We start from the raw sequence: 16,891 nt of genomic DNA, 5'->3' as shown, positions 1-16,891 counted from the left end.
CGGCGCGGGCCCCTGAAGGGCGGCCGTTCCAGGCGGTCACCTGCAGCCGCAGGCGGCCAGCGCCGCGGCGACGTCGTCCAGCGCCTCCTCGGCCGCCAACCCGTTGGCGGGTGCGCCGTCGGCGACCACGGCGAAGCTCAGCAGCCGACCGTCGGCGGTGACGACGGTGCCGGCCAGGCCGTGCACCCCCAGGAGGGTGCCGGTCTTGGCGCGGACCGCGCCCGGCGCGGTCTGCGGGTCCTCGTCGCCGCGGTCGGCCAGCGTGCCGTCGTAGCCGGCGACGGGGAGGCCGGAGAGGACGGCCGAGGCTCCGGGCAGCGAGCCGTCGGCGGCACCGGTGAGCAGCTCGGTGAGCAGCGAGACCGGCACGCGGTCGTCGGCCGACAGTCCGCTGCCGTCGGACAAGGACACCCCGGTGACGTCGAGGCCGGCGCCCTCCAGCGCCTCGGCCACCGCCTGCGCGGCCCCCGCGAAGGAGGCGGGCAGGTCGGCGGCGAGGGCCACGTGGCGGGCCAGCGCCTCGGCCAGCACGTTGTCCGACTGGGACAGGGTCTGCTCGACCAGCCGGGCGACCGGCGCCGACTCGACCGTGCCGAGGGTCTCCGCACCCTCCGGCGCCTCGCCCAGGGCGACGGGCGCGTCGGGGACGCCGAGCGCGACGGCCAGTGCGGTGCCGGCGTCGATCCCGGGCTGGCCGCTGCGGGGCAGCTCGCCGGGGCGCACCCGGGCGCCGTCGACCGCCGCCGCGGTGATCGGCGCCGCGTAGGTGGACGGCGCGTCGCCCGGCCCCCAGCCGGGCGCGGTGCGCGGGCCCTCGAACAACGAGTCGTCGACGACGACGCGGGTGACCTCGGTGCCCACCGGCAGGCTGCTGCGCACCTGGGCGGCGAGGTCGGCCACGGTGGGTGCCCCCGGGTAGGTCAGCGAGGGAACGGTCCGCGACAGGGTCGGGTCGCCACCGCCGACGAGCACCACCTCGCCGGGCGTGGCGCCGGCGACGACCCTCGTCTCGAGGGTGGCGTCGGGACCGAGGGTGGTCAGGGCCGCGACGGCGGTGAGCAGCTTGGCGGTCGAGGCCGGCGTCGACGGGTCGTCGGACCCCTGGTCGAGCAGCACCTCACCGGAGGCGACGTCGACGACCCGGGCTTCGACGCCGGACCCCAGGGCCGGGGCGGCCAGCAGCGGGGCGAGCCCGTCGGCGAGCACGCCGGGGTCCGGGGCGGGCGCCTCCGACGACAGCGCCGCCAGCACCGGCCCGGCCGCCTCCACGTCGGGCAGGCGGGCCTCCGCGGCGGCGACCTCCGGAGCGGCGTCGTCCGTGCCCGGCGCCACGACGAACCAGACGCCGGCGGCCACCACGAGCAGCAGCGCGACGGTCCCCGACAGGAGCCGGCGACGGAACCGTGAGTACCTCGGCGTGACGACCGTCGACCCACTGGACGCGATGGTGCCCTCCCCCGGAACGACCTCCGGCAGGCGCCCGGAGTCCGATCCGCCACACTACGTCCCGTGCAGTTCGACGTGACGATCGAAATCCCGAAGGGCCAGCGGAACAAGTACGAGCTGGACCACACCACCGGACGCATCCGCCTGGACCGGATGCTCTTCACCTCCACCCGCTACCCGGCCGACTACGGGTACATCGAGAACACCCTCGGCCAGGACGACGATCCGCTCGACGCCCTGGTCCTCCTCGAGGAGCCGACCTTCCCCGGCTGCCTCATCACCTGCCGCGCCATCGGCATGTTCCGCATGACCGACGAGAAGGGCGGTGACGACAAGGTCCTCTGCGTGCCGGCGACCGACCCGCGGATGGCCCACCTGACCGACATCGGCGACGTCTCGGAGTTCGACCGCCTGGAGATCCAGCACTTCTTCGAGACCTACAAGGACCTCGAGCCGGGCAAGTCGGTCGAGGGCGCCGAATGGGTCGGCCGCACGGAGGCCGAGGCGGAGATCAACGCCTCCCTCCAGCGGGCCGAGGAGGCCGAACCGCACCACTGAAGAAGGACCACCCTTCCCCCCACGCCTCGCACGCTCGGCGCGGGGGGAAGGGTGGCCGCCTGGCCCCTCACCGAGCGGCCGCCGAGCGCACGACGGACGCCGACGGCGGTGCACCCTGCGCGGGTACACCGCCGTCGGCGTGTTCAGCGCAGGTCGTGCAGGACGACGGTGAGGAAGCCGAGCTGGCCGCGATAGCCCTTCAGCCACTGGCGGCGGTGGGTGCGGGCCAGCTCCAGAGCGGCCGCCCGGTCGTCGTCCCGTGCCTCGGTCAGCGCCCATCCGGTGAGCGCGCCGGTCCAGCACCACTCGTACTCGTCCCATTCGGCGGTCGTGCTCAGGTGCCCGTAGCCGGGCTCGAAGCCCGCGGCCGCCACCACCGCCAGCAGGCCGGCGAGGTCGGGCAGCTCTCCCGGCTCCGCACCCAGTCCGGCCAGCGCCCCCGGGTGGGACCGGTCTCCCAGAAGCCGTCGCCGAGCGGCACCCGGCCACCGGGACGCAGGTGCCGGCGGACGGCGTGCAGCGTCCCGGCGAGCCCGCCGAAGGCGTGGGTGGCGCCCACGCAGAGGACGACGTCGAAGGGCCTGCCCGCGTACGCCGCCGCGTCGCCCCCGACGAACTCGACCCGATCGGTGAGCCCGCGCCGCCCTGCCTCGCTCCGAGCCGCGGCCAGCGCCGGCGCGGACGTGTCGAGACCGACACCCCGGAGCCCGGGGTGCTCCTCCACCAGCCGGAGCAGCCACGCGCCGGAGCCGCAGCCGAGGTCGAGCACGCGGTTCCCGCCGGGCGGCACCAGGCGGGAGATCAGCCGGAAGAGGCTGTCGTCGGAGACGGGCGCGGCGACGGGGTGCCGGCGGTGCGCGACCGCGCTGGCCAGGACTCTGTCCACGGGCGGCATCCTGCTGGATCGGGCGGGCGCTGGTCATGCGTCCTCGGATGACGCAGCGGCCCGGTCCTGCTGGACGCGACCGCTGCGGATGCGAGCCGCCTGTCGGAATCGAACCGACGACCTTCTCATTACGAGTGAGATGCTCTACCGACTGAGCTAAGGCGGCGAACGTGCGGCAGTCAGCTTACGTGACCGCTCCACCTGCCAGGCGCAGGCCCCCGGCCCCCTCCTTGGCGTCCCCGAGCGGGCGAGAGGGCCAGGAGGGCGGCCCCGTCCAGGGGCCCGCCCCGAGCTCGCAGGGGTGGGGAGGACGGGGTCCGTCCTCAGGCGGGGAGCCGCAGCGCGACGGTGAGCGCCTCGACGGCGACCTGCGGCTTCACGTTCTGCTCCAGCGCCGTCCGGCAGGCCAGGACGGCGTCGAGCCGCCGCAGCGCCCCCTCCGGACCGATCCGCCTGGCCAGCTCCTCCGCGTCGGCGCGGCGGTCGGGATGGGCCAGCGCCGGCGCCTCTCCCCCGCTCGCCGCGATGACCAGCGCGTCGCGGTACAGGGCGGCGAGGTCGACCAGGGCCCGGTCCAGGGAGTCGCGGCCCAGCCGGGTGGCCCGGGACTTCTGCCGCTTCTCCAGCTCCTTGAGCTGCCCGGCGCCGCGGCTGGCCGCGGCCACACCGGGTCCGCGGGCGCCGACGCCGAGGCTCTGCTTGACCGCCTCGGTCTCCGCGCCGTCGAGCTCGGCCGACGCCCGGTCGGACTCCTCCTTCGCCGCACCCACCAGGTCGTCCGCAGCGTTCAGGCAGGCGGCCAGCGAGACCAGTGACAGCGGGATGTCGAGCACCGCCTTGCGGGCCATCCGGGCGTCCTCGTCACGGGCCAGGTGGCGGGCCCGGCCGACGTGACCGCCGGCGGCCGCGGCCGACCAGGCGGCCAGCGCCGGGTCGATGCCGTCGCGATCGACCAGCACGTCGGCGACCGCATCGACCGGAGGAGTGCGCAGGCCGACCACCCGGCACCGCGAGCGGATCGTGACCGGCACGTCGTCGGGGTGCAGGCTGGGCGCGCAGAGCAGGAACACCGTCCGCGCCGGCGGCTCCTCGAGCATTTTCAGCACGGTGTTGGAGGCCTGCTCCGTCATCCGGTCGGCGTCCTCGACCAGGACCACCTGCCAGCGGCCCTGGGACGGCGCCCGCCCGGCGATGCGCACCAGCTCGCGCACCTCGGCCACGCCGATGGACAGCCCCTCCGGGACGACGGTCTGCACGTCGGCGTGGGTTCCGGCGACCACCGTCCGGCAGGCGTGGCAGGTGCCGTCGCCGCCGTCCGGGCACTGCAGCGCCGCGGCGAAGGCCCGGGCGGCGACCGACCGGCCCGACCCGGGCGGGCCGGTGAACAGCCAGGCGTGCGTCATCGCGGCCGGGTCGGCCACCGCGGCCCGTAGCTCGGCGACGACCGCCGGCTGGCCGATGACCCGGTCCCAGACCCCGCTCATGCCCGCTCCCCCAGCAGGGTGCCGACCCGGGCGCGGACGTCGGCGGCGAGCTCGTCGACGGAGCGGGTGGCGTCCAGGACGAGGTAGCGCTCGGGCGCGGCGGCGGCCAGCGCCCGGAAGGTGTCGCGGACCCGCTGGTGGAACTCGATCGACTCGGACTCCAGCCGGTCGGCGGCGGCCCGTCCGCGGGCGCGGGCCAGGCCGGTCTCCGGAGGCAGGTCGAGCAGCACCGTGAGGTCGGGCCGCAGCCCCTGGGTGGCCCAGCGGGAGATCGCCGCGACGTCGTCCAGACCGATCGCGCGCCCGGCGCCCTGGTAGGCCAGCGAGCTGTCGACGTAGCGGTCGGTGACCACGACCTCCCCGGCCTCCAGCGCCGGGCGCAGGACGGCGTGCGCGTGCTGGGCGCGGTCGGCGGCGTAGAGCAGCGCCTCGGCGCGCGGGGCCAGGCCGGTGTGCGCCCGGTCGAGGACGATGGCCCGGACGGCGGCGCCCTCGGGGGTGCCGCCCGGCTCGCACGTGGCCCGGGCCCGGCGTCCTTGCGCCGCCAGCCAGTCACAGAGCAGCCGGACCTGGGTGGACTTGCCCGCGCCCTCGCCGCCCTCGAACGCGACGAACAGCCCTCGGGGCCGACCGGCGGCCTCGACGGACAGGGCGGGCGGGCCGTCGGCGGACACGGGGATCGCGGGCTCCCGGGCGGGTCGGCGGTGGGTGGTCGAGCGCCCGCCACGGTACCGGCCTGGACCGACGGTCCTGGGGCGCCCGGCCCTAGGGTCGGGACGTGAACACCACCGGAGCCTGGGACCCGGCCGGCTACCTGCGGTTCGGCGACGAGCGGGCGCGGCCGTTCACCGACCTGCTGGCCCGCGTCGGCGCCCGCGAGCCGCTGACCGTGGTGGACCTGGGCTGCGGGGAGGGTGCGCTGACCGCGTCACTGGCGGCCCGCTGGCCCGGGGCGCGGGTCACCGGGGTCGACTCCTCGCCGGACATGCTGGCCGCGGCCGCCGCCCACGCCGTCCCCGGTCGGGTCGAGTTCGCGGCCGGCGACGTGCGCGACTGGCGGCCCGACCGGCCGGTCGACGTCCTCGTCACCAACGCCGTCCTGCACTGGGTGCCCGGTCACGTCGAGCTGCTGCGCCGGTGGGCCGGCCAGCTGGCACCTGGGGGCTGGCTGGCGCTGCAGGTCCCCGGCAACTGGCGGGCGCCGACGCACGCGCTGCTGGCCGAGCTGTGCCGCTCGCCGCGCTGGGCGGCGTCGCTGGCCGACGCCGCCCCGGCCGACGACGCCGTGCTCGACCCGACCGGCTACCTGGAGGTCCTCACCGGGGCGGGGCTGACCGTCGAGGCGTGGGAGACCACCTACCTGCACGTGCTCACCGGCGAGGACCCGGTGCTCGGCTGGGTGCACAGCACGGTGCTGCGCCCGGTGCTCGCCCGGCTCGAGGAGGACGACGCCGCCGAGCTGACGGCCGAGTACGCCGCGGCGCTACGTGCGGCCTACCCGCGCCGCGCGGACGGGACGACGCTGCTGCCCTTCCGGCGGGTGTTCGCCGTGGGTCAGGCTGTCGTCAGCCGGTAGGCGTCGGTGCGGTAGGGCAGGTCGACGAGGTCACGGTTCCGGGTGTCCGGATGGGTGGCGAGCAGCGCGCGGACCTCCCCCAGGAACTCCTTCCGCCGGGCGTCGTCCATCATGGCGACGTAGCTGCGGGTGGCGATGCCGGCGACCACCTGCTGCGGGCTGAGCCGCTGGACGACCCCGGAGCGGAAGTGCTCGACCCGGGCGTCCAGCGCGCGGGTGAACGCCTCCACCACGCCCCGGTCGGCCTCGTGGCCGCGCGCCTCATCTGCCAGGGCCCGTCCCAGCGCGCCGACCCAGGGGACCTCCTCGTCGCGGGTGTTCCACACCAGGCCGACCACGCCGCCGGGACGCAGCACCCGCCGCAGCTGCCGGGCGGCGGGCTCCGGGTCGAACCAGTGCGCGGCCTGGCCGGCGACGGCGGCGTCCACGCTCCCGTCGGGCAACGGGAGCGCCTCGGCGTCGCCGACCTGCGCGGTCACCTCGGGGTACCGGACCCGCAGCTCGGCCAGCATCGGCTCGGCCGGGTCGACGGCGACCACCTCGTGGCCGGCGGCCAGCAGGACTCCGGTGAGCAGCCCCGTGCCGGCGCCCAGGTCGAGGACGCGGAGCGAGCGCTCCCCCACCAGGAAGGCGACGGCGTCGGGCGGGTAGTCCGGCCGGTGCGCCGCGTAGCCGGCCGCGACGGAGCCGAACGAGGTCCGCCGTTGCCGCCAGGCGTCCGCGTCGGGCTCTCCGCTCGGCACGGCGGCCTCAGCCGGCGGGGACGGCGTCGCTGCCCGACGCCGCCTGCTTCGCCGCCGTCGTCTTCTTCGCGGCGGTCTTCTTGGCGGTCGTCTTCTTGGCCGCGGCCTTCTTGGTTGTCGCCTTCTTCTTCCTCGTGCTCGGGTTGGCGCGCCGGTCGGCCAGCAACTCGGCGGCGCGATCGAGGGTGATGCTCTCGATGTCGTCGCCCTTGCGCAGGCTGGCGTTGGTCTCGCCGTCGGTCACGTAGGGGCCGAAGCGGCCCTCGCGGACGGTCACCGTGCCCTGGCTGACCGGGTCGGCACCGAGCTCCTTGAGCGGGGCCGCCGCGGCCCGACGTCCCCGCTGCTTGGGCTGGGCGAAGATCGCCAGCGCCTCGTCGAGGGTGACGGTGAACAGCCGGTCCTCGGCCTCCAGCGACCGCGAGTCGCTGCCCTTCTTCAGGTAGGGCCCGTAGCGGCCGTTGAGCGCCTGGATCTCCTCACCGTCCGGCGCCGTCCCGACCGTGCGCGGCAGGGTCAGCAGCTTCAGCGCGTCGTCGAGGGTGACCGTCTCGGGTGCCATCGACGAGAACAGGCTCGCCGTCCGCGGGGCCTCCTTGCTGCCCTCGGGCACCACGGTGGTCACGTACGGCCCGTACCGACCGGCCTTGACCACGATCGGCAGGCCGGACTCCGGGTCGGTGCCCAGCTCGCGGTCGCCGGACGGCGCGGCGAGCAGCTCCTCGACCTTCGCCTGGGTCAGCTCGTCGGGCGGGAGATCCTCGGGGAGGCTGACGCGGGGACCGTCCTCGCCGCCGACCTGCAGGTAGGGCCCGTAGCGCCCGACCCGGACGACGACCGGCTCGCCGCCCGGCCCGGTGGCCTGCAGCGGGATGGAGTTGACCCCGCGGGCGTCGATCTCCTCCAGCTGCTGGCCGATGACCTGCTTGAGCCCGCCCGAGGCGGCGATGCCGCCGGCGTGCCGGCCCTCGCCGCCGAAGTAGAACTCGGTGAGCCAGTCGACCCGGCCCAGCTCGCCGCTCGCGATCTCGTCGAGCTCGTTCTCCAGCGAGGCGGTGAAGTCGTAGTCCACCAGCGCGCCGAAGTGCTGCTCGAGGAGGTTCACCACGGCGAAGGCGACGAAGGAGGGCACCAGTGCGGAGCCCTTCTTCCAGACGTACCCGCGGTCCTGGATCGTCTGCATGATCGACGCGTACGTGGACGGCCGGCCGATGCCGAGTTCCTCCAGCCGCGCGACCAGGCTCGGCTCGGTGTAGCGGGACGGCGGGGTCGTCGTGTGCCCCTTGGCCTCGAGCTCCTGGGTGTCGAGCTGCTGGCCGCGCTCGACCCGCGGCAGCCGGCGCTCGGCGTCGTCGCTGCCGTGGTCGTCGTCGCCCGAAGCCCCCTCGTCCCGCGACTCGACGTAGGCACGGAGGAACCCGGGGAAGGTGATGGTGCGCCCGCTGGCGGTGAACTCGACGGCCTCGTCGGTGCTGCTGCGCCCGGCCAGCCGGATGCTCACGCTCTGCCCGACGGCGTCGGCCATCTGCGAGGCGATGGTGCGCTGCCAGATCAGCTCGTAGAGCCGGAACTCGTCGCGGGCGAGCTGGCCGGCGAGCTGGCCGGGGGTGCGGAAGCTGTCACCGGCGGGCCGGACCGCCTCGTGCGCCTCCTGGGCACCCTTGGCCTTCTTGGCGTAGCGGCGCGCCTCGGCGGGGACGTAGGCGTCGCCGTAGAGCTCGCGGGCCTGGGTGCGCGCGGCGTTGATCGCCTCGCTCGACAGGTTCGTCGAGTCGGTCCGCATGTAGGTGATGTGGCCGTTCTCGTACAGCCGCTGGGCCACCCGCATCACCTGCGCCGAGGACCAACCGAGCTTGCGCCCGGCCTCCATCTGCAGCGTCGAGGTGGTGAACGGCGCGTAGGGACGCCGCCGGTAGGGCTTCTCGTCGACCCGGCTGACGGTGACCTGCCGGCCCTCGAGCCGGGCGGCCAGACCCCGGGCACCGGCCTCGTCGAGGTGCACCACCTCGCCGGTCACCCGGCCGGTCGCGGAGTCGAAGTCGCGGCCGGTCGCCACCCGGCTGTCGTCCACGCTGACCAGCCGCGCGCGCAGGGTGGTCGGCTCGCCCTCGTCGGTGGCGCTGCGCTGCTCGCCGACGGCGAAGGTGCCCTCCAGCGACCAGTACTCGGCCGACCGGAAGGCCATCCGCTCCCGTTCCCGCTCGACGACGATCCGGGTGGCCACCGATTGCACCCGGCCGGCCGAGAGCTTGGGCAGCACCTTCTTCCACAGCACGGGGCTGACCTCGTAACCGTAGAGCCGGTCGAGGATGCGGCGGGTCTCCTGCGCGTCGACCAGCGCGGCGTCCAGCTCCCGCGGGTTGGCCACGGCGCGGGCGATCGCCTCCGGAGTGATCTCGTGGAAGACCATGCGGCGCACCGGCACGCGCGGCTTGAGCGTGTCCACCAGGTGCCAGGCGATGGCCTCGCCCTCGCGATCCTCATCGGTGGCGAGATAGACCTCGCTGGCGTCCTTCATCAGCTGCTTGAGCCGGCTGACCTGCTGCTTGCGGTCGGGGCTGATGACGTAGAGCGGCTCGAACGCGTTGTCGACGTCCACCCCGAGCCGCGCCCACGGGGCGCCCTTGTGCTCGGCCGGCACGTCCGCGGCGTTGCGCGGCAGGTCGCGGATGTGCCCGACGCTGGCCTCGACGACGTAGCCGTTGCCGAGGTATCCGGCGATCTTGTTCGCCTTGGTCGGGGACTCCACGATGACCAGCGGGCGGCCGGCGCCGGTCGCGGCGGTCCGGCGGCGGGCAGGGGTGCTGGTGCCCCCGGCGGTCCGGGTGCCGTCGTTCGCGGTCTTCGTGGGTGCCACGGTGCTCCTGTCGGTGGTGCTCGGTGCAGGCGCCGGTGGTCCGGCGCCGGACGACGCGGTTGCTGCCCGTACGCGCCGGCCACGTCACGGTAGGCCACCGTGCCGAGCGAGAGCCGGGTGGCGACCCACCGTGGGCGCGCCGTCACCCGCTGCAATGGCCACGGGCGGCCGTGTGTTCCCGGACCCGTCAGCTCACGCCGGCTCCCGCACGCCGGCCACCACCTCGCCGATCGCCGCCCGCGTCGGGAACCACTCGTCGTAGTACTCCCAGTGCATCATCACCGGGTCGGTCGGCAGCTCGATGGCACCGAAGGAGTCCTCCCACGTCTGCTCTCCGTGGAACTCGCCCCAGGTGATCGGGTCGGCCGGCGCCGAGGCCTCGTACACACGCTCGACCTCGAGCTCGGAAGCTCGGTTGTCCATCCCCGGACTGCCGAGCAGGACCACGTCGTGGGCAGCCAGCCGACCCCGTTCGTCCGCCGCTCGATCGATGACGAGGGTGCCGTAGCTGTGCCCGATGAGGGTGGTGTGCGGACGTCCTCCCGGAGTACCCACCCGCGCCGACGCCAGCCCGTCCAACGTCGCGTCCAGCGCCCGGCCGCCGGGCCAGGAATGGTGCGGGCTGGGTGCCGTGGCCAGGTTCGACGGTGGCCGGTAGCCCATCCACGCGATCGTCGCGACCGCGGCCGTCGGAGCCGCAGCCCTCGCCGCGTCCCCGACGGCGGCCGCGTCACCCATGAGGTCGTCCAGGTCCTCGACCGGGTCGTTGCCGGTGCCGGGCACGAGCAGCGCCACGTGGTCCGCGGTGTCCAGGTCCCCTACGGCCACGGCGACCAGCCCCTCCTCCGGCTGGAACTGGTAGAGCTGCGCCTCCTGGCCCTCCGCCTCCTCGCTGCCGATCTCCGCCGCCACCGAGACGGCGACCGCGCGCCCGGGCGCGGACTCGTCTGCCAGCACCCGGCCGAGGGTCAACCGGTTCGCCTGGTCACGAGCCCAGGCAGGCAGCCCCTCGAGCCCACCGACCCGGCTGGGGTCAGCGCGTATCGCGCCATTCCGCTGGGCCGTCGACAGGGTCGCCCACCACCCGGCCACCGCGGCCGGGTCGCCCCCCGTCGGTGGACATGGCAGGAATACGGTCGAGCCGGCTACGGCCACCAGCCACGACAGGTCCTCGAAGGTCGCTGGTGCGAGTGCTCCACCGACACCCAGTCCGGTGAGGGCGTTCGCCGCCTCGGTCGCGGCGAGTGCCGCCCGCTGCCCGGCCGCCATCGCGTCGGTGGCGAAGCCCTCGGCGCGCAGTGCGTCAGCGGTGTCACCGGCATGGACACCGGTGACGGGGCCCACCGGCAGCGGACCGGCCAGCCGTCCGGCGCCGTCGAGGACGACCGGGACCGCCGCGGCAGTCGCGAGGGCCTGCTCGGCGAGCTCCTGCGCTGCCTCTCCCTCGGCCAGCAGGCGCTGCGCGTGCTCCAGCGACTCGGCCAGTGCCGCGGTCACTGCCGTCGCGACCGTGGAGACCTCGACGAGCGCGGCACCGGCCGACTGCGCGGCCGGTCCGTACCAGCAGTCGGCGTCGCCCAGCGACCGCCCGACGGCCTCCATCCGAGCCCGCCAGGCCGGCAGCCGGTCGGCCACCGCGTCGAGGGTCCAGACTGCGCCGCGCAGCAGGGGGATGTCCCACGAGGCGACCGCGGTCAGCGTCGGGGCGCTCACCAGGCGGCCGGGCGGTGACGCCGGGCGAGCACCCGGTCGGCGAGCGTTGCGTCCGCGAGGCGGTAGGAGTCGACCGCGGCGGACAGTGTGGCAGCCAGCGCTCCGGTCTGCTGACCCAGCAGGTCGAGGGCGGTGGCCCAGCCCGAGCCTGCGGTGCCGGCCCGCTCCCCGGCCTCCCCGCTCACCGCCGTCCCCAGGGAGACGGCGGTGGACCGGCACAGCTCGGCCTCGCCGGTGAGCTCGGCGGCGAGGCCGGCCAGCTCGTCGGCCAACACCTCTATGGCGTCGAGCTGGGCGGCGATGGTCACGGACACGACAGGACCTCCCGGCGTCTGGACCGGGCCCGCGGTGGGACCGGCGCGGCCGGGACGCTAAGGCCGCCGCCCCTCGATCCCGGGAGACCCGTCCACACCCGTGGCCGCCGTCCACAACCCGGCTCCGGGCCCCCGGCCGGAGCTCGGCCGGCCGGAGGATCCCGACGTGCGGTCAGGGAGCGGTGGTCGTCAGCGAGCTGGTCGTGCTGTCGGTGGCCGCACTGCCCACGACCACCGAGCGGCGCTTGGAGACCACTACCGCACCGACGATGATCAGCGCCGCGACCACCGCGATCACGATGCGGGCGACGGTGTTCTGGTCCTCTCCCACCGACATGCCCACCACGGCCGGGGCGATGAGCAGCGCCACCAGGTTCATGACCTTGATCAGCGGGTTGATCGCCGGGCCCGCGGTGTCCTTGAACGGGTCGCCGACGGTGTCCCCGATGACCGTGGCGGCGTGCGCCTCGCTGCCCTTCCCGCCGTACGCGCCGTCCTCCACCATTTTCTTGGCGTTGTCCCAGGCGCCGCCGGAGTTGGCGAGGAACACCGCCATGAGAGTGCCGGCCGCGATGGCCCCGACCAGGTAGGCCGCGAGCGGTCCGAAGCCGAGCCCGAAGCCGACCGCCACCGGGGCCAGGACGGCGAGCAGGCCGGGGGTGGCCAGCTCGCGCAGCGAGTCCTTGGTGCAGATGTCGACGACCCGGCTGTAGTCCGGCCGCTCGGTGAAGTTCATGATCCCCGGCCGGGTGCGGAACTGCTCGCGCACCTCGAAGACCACCCGCCCGGCCGCGCGGGAGACGGCGTTGATCGCCAGCCCGGAGAAGAGGAACACCACGGCAGCACCCAGCACCGCACCCACGACGTTGCTCGGGTCGACCAGGCTGAAGGCCTCCCCCAGATCGGCGCCGTCCAGGGCGACGCGCACCTGCTCGTTGTAGGAGCCGAAGAGCGCCGTCGCGGCGAGGACGGCGGTGGCGATCGCGATGCCCTTGGTGATCGCCTTGGTGGTGTTGCCGACCGCGTCGAGGTCGGTGAGCACGCGGGCGCCGTCCTCGTCGATGTCGCCGGACATCTCGGCGATGCCCTGCGCGTTGTCGCTGACCGGGCCGAAGGTGTCCATCGAGACGATGACGCCGGCCGTCGTCAGCAGGCCGCAGCCGGCGAGCGCCACCGCGTAGAGCGCCGCGCCGCCGCCGATCAGGAAGGCGCCGTAGACCGCGCCGCCGATCAGCAGCGCGGCGTACACCGCGGACTCCAGGCCGAGCGAGATGCCGGAGAGGATGACCGTCGCCGGGCCGGTCAACGAGCTGCGGCCGACCTCCTGCACCGGCTTGCGGCTGGTCTCGGTGAAGTAGCCGGTGAGCAGCTGGATGGCAGCGGCCAGCACGATGCCGACGAGCACCGCGACGAAGCCGAGAACCTGGGGGCTGACCACGCTGTCGGGAACGTCGGCGACCTCGGGCAGCACGGTGAAGGAGGCCGCGGCGACGAGGACGAGGGAGACGACCGCGGAGACGAAGAAGCCACGGTTGATCGGCGCCAGGCCGCTCGCGTCGCCCTTGCCGGGGTTGCTGGCCAGGATGCCGACGACCGAGGCGACCACGCCGATCGCGGCGACCGTGAGGGGGAAGACCATGCCGACCGCGCCGAAGAAGACCTGACCGAGGATGAGGGCGGCGACCAGGGTGACCGCGTAGGACTCGAACAGGTCGGCGGCCATGCCGGCGCAGTCCCCCACGTTGTCGCCCACGTTGTCGGCGATGGTGGCCGCATTGCGGGGGTCGTCCTCGGGGATACCGGCCTCGACCTTGCCGACCAGGTCTGCGCCGACGTCGGCGGCCTTGGTGAAGATGCCGCCACCGACCCGCATGAACATGGCCAGCAGCGCCCCGCCGAAGCCGAAGCCCTCGAGCACGACGGGCGCGGTCTCGTCGAACAGCAACAGCGCCAGGGCCGCACCGAACAGGCCCAGGCCGACGGTGATCATCCCGCAGACGCCCCCGGTGCGGTACGCGAGACGGAAGGCCGGCCGGTAGCCGCCGCTGCGCGCAGCGGCGGCCACGCGGACGTTGCCGCGGGTGGCCAGGGTCATCCCGATGAAGCCGACCATCGCCGAGAACAGCGCCCCGACCAGGAAGAACAGCGCCCGACCGATCCGGGTCCCCCAGCCGCCGTCGTGAACGGGAAGCACCAGCAGGAGCAGGAAGACGATGACGGCGAAGACGCCGAGGGTGCGGAACTGTCTGCGCAGGTACGCCGCGGCACCCTCCTGCACCGCCTTCGCGATGTCACGCATCGTCGGCGTGCCCTGCTCCGCAGCCATGACGGCGCGGACCAGGTACGCGGCGAAGGCGAGGGCGGCGAGCGAGACGACGAGGACGACGGTGACCAGGACCACGTCCCCACCGGAGAGTGCGCTGTCCGACATGTGTTCCTCCCAGCGGTCGGCTGCCCCCGGGGCACACCTGCGCTCCGGTCGGCGGAGGTACGCGTCCAGCCGTACGGGCCCGCACGGCTGGCGTCGCGTGAGTGTAAGGGAGATCACACCCTGTACCGGTAGTCCCACGGGACGTCGGATTTCCGCGGACGAGCCCGGCAGGACGTCGTCGGGAGGTGTGACAGTGGGGAGGTGGCCGAGCTCGCGAGGTCACCCAGAGACACAGCACCCGTGGGCGCGCGGTCGACGAGCGCCAGCGAGGAGATTGCGTGACCACGCTCCACCCGGTCCGGTCGGCTCCCCCTCCCGGCACGGACCCTCTTCCCCCGGGTGGGTCGCCCTCCCCCGCCGGTGCGCCGCTGCCGGGGGCCGACCTGCTGGCCGCCGTCCTCACCGGAATCCCCGAGGAGGAACAGCCGATCACCCACGTGCACCGGATGCCGGTGCGGCGGAGCCACACCCTGCCGTGGCCGGGGTGGGTGGACCCGCAGCTGCGCGAACGACTCGAGGCCTGCGGCGTCCGTGCGCCGTGGCGGCACCAGGTCGAGGCCGCGCAGCTGGCCCGCGACGGCTCGCACGTCGTCGTGGCCACCGGGACGGCGTCGGGCAAGTCGCTTGCCTACCAGCTACCGGCGCTGACCCGGCTGGCCGAGGACCCACGGGCCTGCGTCCTGTACCTGGCGCCGACCAAGGCCCTGGCCCGCGACCAGCTGGCGTCGGTGGCGGAGTTGGCCGACCCGTCGGTGCGCCCGGCCGCCTACGACGGCGACACGCCCATGGAGGAGCGGGAGTGGGTCCGGCGGCACTCGCGCTGGATCGTCACCAACCCCGACATGCTCCACCGCGGCGTGCTGCCGGCCCACCAGCGGTGGTCGAGCACGCTGCGCCGGCTGACCTACGTCATCGTCGACGAGTGCCACGCCTACCGCGGCGTCTTCGGGTCCCACGTCGGCCACGTGCTGCGCCGACTGCGGCGGATCTGCCGCCGCTACGGCGCCGAGCCGGTGTTCCTCCTGGCCTCGGCCACGGTCGCCGAGCCGGCCGCGGCAGCGACCCGGCTGGTCGGCGCCCCGGTCGTCGCCGTGACCGACGACGGCTCGCCCCGGCCGGGCGCGACGTTCGCCCTGTGGGAGCCGCCGCTGACCGAGCGCACCGGGGAGCACGGCGCTCCGCTGCGCCGGTCGGCCGCCGCGGATGCGGCCACGCTGCTGGCCGACCTGGTCGAGCGGGGAGCCCGCACGCTGGCGTTCGTCCGGTCGCGGCGCAGCGCGGAGTCGGTCGCCGAGCAGGCCCGTCACGTCCTGGTCGACCGCGGCCGCGCCGACCTGGCCCGCCGGGTGGACTCCTACCGTGGCGGCTACCTGCCCGAGGAGCGGCGCGAGCTGGAACAGGCCCTGTCCGCCGGGCAACTGCTCGGCGTGGCCACCACGAACGCCCTCGAGCTGGGCATCGACATCGCCGGTCTGGACGCGGTCGTGCTGGCCGGCTATCCCGGGACGCTGGCATCGCTGTGGCAGCAGGCCGGCCGCGCGGGACGGGCGCAACGGGAGTCGCTGGTGGTCTTCGTCGCCCGCGACGACCCGCTCGACCACTACCTGGCCCACCACCCGCGGGCGGTGTTCGGGCGGCCGATCGAGGCGACCGTCACCGATCCGACGAACCCCTACGTGCTGGGTCCGCAGCTGTGCTGCGCGGCCGCGGAGCTCCCCCTGGTCCCCGCGGACCTGGCCGACTTCGGCAGCGCGGCTGCGGAAGGGCGGGTCGAGGAGCTGGTCGCCGAGGGGCTGCTGCGCCGCCGTCCCACCGGCTGGTACTGGGCCGGGCGGGGCCGGCCGGACGTCGACATCCGGGGCAGCGGCCTGGCGCCGGTGACCATCGTCGAGGGAGACACCGGGCGGCTGCTCGGCACGGTCGACGGCGACGCCGCACACGCGACCGTGCACACCGGTGCGCTGTACGTCCACCGGGGCGAGACCTACGTCGTCGACGAGTTCTGCGTCGACGACGCCGTCGCGGTGGTCCACCCCGAGAGCCCCGAATGGACGACGGTGGCGCGGGACGTCACCGACCTCGCCGTCGTCGCCACCGACCGGTCGCGGTCACTGGGCACGGTCACGGCACACACCGGGGTCGTCGACGTGACCAACCAGGTGGTGGCCTACCAGCGCCGCCGGCTCGGGACCGGCGAGGTCCTGGCCGAGTTCCCCCTGGACCTGCCGGCCCGGCAGCTGCGCACCCGCGCGGTGTGGCTGACCCTCGACGAGCGTGCCCTGGCCCGCGCCGAGGTGGACGATGTCGCGCTGCCCGGCTCCCTGCACGCCGCCGAACACGCCGCGATCGGCATCCTCCCGCTGCTGGCGACCTGCGACCGCTGGGACCTCGGCGGGGTCTCGACCGCACTGCACCCCGACACCGGCGCGGCCACGATCGTCGTGTACGACGGGCACCCCGGCGGCGCGGGCTTCGCCGAGCGGGGGTTCGCCGTGCTGCGACGCTGGCTGCAGGCCACCCGGGCGACGGTGGCCAGCTGCGAGTGCGAGAGCGGCTGCCCGTCCTGCGTGCAGTCGCCCAAATGCGGCAACGGCAACGACCCGCTGGACAAGGCCGGTGCGGTGCGCCTGCTCGACGTCGTCCTCGACGAACTGGCCGCCGCCGAGGCGGCCGGCGGGACCGCCGAGGAGGACGCCGACCGGAGGGGAGGGCCGGCCGCCGAGGTGCGCCGGGGGACGTCGCGGGCGGACGGCCTCGACGCGGAACCACCCGCGGCCGAGGACGACCTGGTCTTCTGAAGGAGGACCCCGTCCTCCCCGCCCTTCGCACGCTGTAATGGAAATCGGCGATTCCCATCGTTCGAGGCGCCCGCAGGGGCCATGG

Annotated in this window: 13 protein-coding genes and 1 tRNA gene; 3 read left to right on the top strand and 11 right to left on the bottom strand. The window is 74.8% G+C overall.

The genetic code is table 11. The features are described 5' to 3' along the window. Positions 1 to 36: 36 nt before the first annotated feature. Positions 37 to 1,356 carry a D-alanyl-D-alanine carboxypeptidase/D-alanyl-D-alanine-endopeptidase gene (gene dacB, locus E4P41_RS02435; protein ID WP_245177058.1) on the bottom strand — a complete coding sequence of 440 codons (1,320 nt, stop codon included), beginning with the start codon at positions 1,354 to 1,356 and terminating at the stop codon, positions 37 to 39. Between the two features lie 153 nt (positions 1,357 to 1,509). On the opposite strand from dacB, the gene E4P41_RS02430 reads away from it, so the two are divergent. Beyond that, positions 1,510 to 2,004, top strand: coding sequence for an inorganic diphosphatase (locus E4P41_RS02430; RefSeq protein ID WP_135139287.1), 495 nt, complete (start codon positions 1,510 to 1,512; stop codon positions 2,002 to 2,004). A 143-nt stretch (positions 2,005 to 2,147) separates the two neighbouring features. Here the strand turns inward: E4P41_RS02430 and E4P41_RS22550 are convergent, their stop codons facing one another. From E4P41_RS22550 to tmk, 5 genes are all read right to left on the bottom strand, one after another. Next, the gene (locus tag E4P41_RS22550; RefSeq protein ID WP_209307492.1) at positions 2,148 to 2,378 is read right to left on the bottom strand and encodes a hypothetical protein; all 231 of its coding nucleotides are present in this window, start codon (positions 2,376 to 2,378) and stop codon (positions 2,148 to 2,150) included. Continuing rightward, positions 2,339 to 2,890, bottom strand: coding sequence for a class I SAM-dependent methyltransferase (locus E4P41_RS02425; protein ID WP_209307491.1), 552 nt, complete (start codon positions 2,888 to 2,890; stop codon positions 2,339 to 2,341). The genes E4P41_RS22550 and E4P41_RS02425 overlap by 40 nt, the downstream gene beginning before the upstream one ends. Before the next feature lie 93 nt (positions 2,891 to 2,983). Next, positions 2,984 to 3,056: transfer RNA gene (locus E4P41_RS02420), tRNA-Thr, on the bottom strand. A gap of 157 nt (positions 3,057 to 3,213) precedes the next feature. Continuing rightward, the gene (locus tag E4P41_RS02415) at positions 3,214 to 4,374 is read right to left on the bottom strand and encodes a DNA polymerase III subunit delta' (RefSeq protein WP_135139286.1); all 1,161 of its coding nucleotides are present in this window, start codon (positions 4,372 to 4,374) and stop codon (positions 3,214 to 3,216) included. Further along, complete coding sequence (gene tmk / locus E4P41_RS02410) at positions 4,371 to 5,048, bottom strand: dTMP kinase (protein ID WP_135139285.1); 678 nt, start codon at positions 5,046 to 5,048, stop codon at positions 4,371 to 4,373. Before tmk ends, E4P41_RS02415 begins: the two co-directional genes overlap by 4 nt. Positions 5,049 to 5,152: 104 nt before the next feature. On the opposite strand from tmk, the gene E4P41_RS02405 reads away from it, so the two are divergent. Then, entirely contained in the window at positions 5,153 to 5,950 is a 798-nt protein-coding gene (locus E4P41_RS02405; RefSeq protein ID WP_135139284.1) for a trans-aconitate 2-methyltransferase, read from the top strand. Here the strand turns inward: E4P41_RS02405 and E4P41_RS02400 are convergent. The 5 genes from E4P41_RS02400 to E4P41_RS02380 form a co-directional block, all read right to left on the bottom strand. Next, positions 5,929 to 6,693 (bottom strand): class I SAM-dependent methyltransferase, encoded by a 765-nt coding sequence (locus tag E4P41_RS02400; RefSeq protein ID WP_135139283.1) that lies wholly within the window; start codon positions 6,691 to 6,693, stop codon positions 5,929 to 5,931. The two genes, E4P41_RS02405 and E4P41_RS02400, sit on opposite strands and share 22 nt — an antisense overlap. A gap of 7 nt (positions 6,694 to 6,700) precedes the next feature. Then, entirely contained in the window at positions 6,701 to 9,550 is a 2,850-nt protein-coding gene (gene topA / locus E4P41_RS02395; protein ID WP_135139282.1) for a type I DNA topoisomerase, read from the bottom strand. Positions 9,551 to 9,742: 192 nt separating this feature from the next. Further along, positions 9,743 to 11,263 (bottom strand): alpha/beta hydrolase, encoded by a 1,521-nt coding sequence (locus E4P41_RS02390; protein ID WP_135139281.1) that lies wholly within the window; start codon positions 11,261 to 11,263, stop codon positions 9,743 to 9,745. After that, positions 11,260 to 11,577 carry a hypothetical protein gene (locus tag E4P41_RS02385; RefSeq protein ID WP_135139280.1) on the bottom strand — a complete coding sequence of 106 codons (318 nt, stop codon included), beginning with the start codon at positions 11,575 to 11,577 and terminating at the stop codon, positions 11,260 to 11,262. The genes E4P41_RS02390 and E4P41_RS02385 overlap by 4 nt, the downstream gene beginning before the upstream one ends. Positions 11,578 to 11,749: 172 nt before the next feature. Then, positions 11,750 to 14,008, bottom strand: a complete 2,259-nt coding sequence (locus tag E4P41_RS02380) for a sodium-translocating pyrophosphatase (protein ID WP_135139279.1) — start codon at positions 14,006 to 14,008, stop codon at positions 11,750 to 11,752. Between the two features lie 278 nt (positions 14,009 to 14,286). On the opposite strand from E4P41_RS02380, the gene E4P41_RS02375 reads away from it, so the two are divergent. Next, positions 14,287 to 16,806: a DEAD/DEAH box helicase gene (locus E4P41_RS02375; protein WP_135139278.1), complete on the top strand. Its 2,520-nt coding sequence runs from the start codon at positions 14,287 to 14,289 to the stop codon at positions 16,804 to 16,806. Positions 16,807 to 16,891 lie beyond the last annotated feature (85 nt).

It is taken from the genome of Geodermatophilus sp. DF01-2 (assembly GCF_004571065.1).
Classification (GTDB): Bacteria; Actinomycetota; Actinomycetes; order Mycobacteriales; family Geodermatophilaceae; genus Geodermatophilus.
Note: the sequence above shows the minus strand (reverse complement) of the source record. Positions and strands in the feature narration are given on the sequence as shown.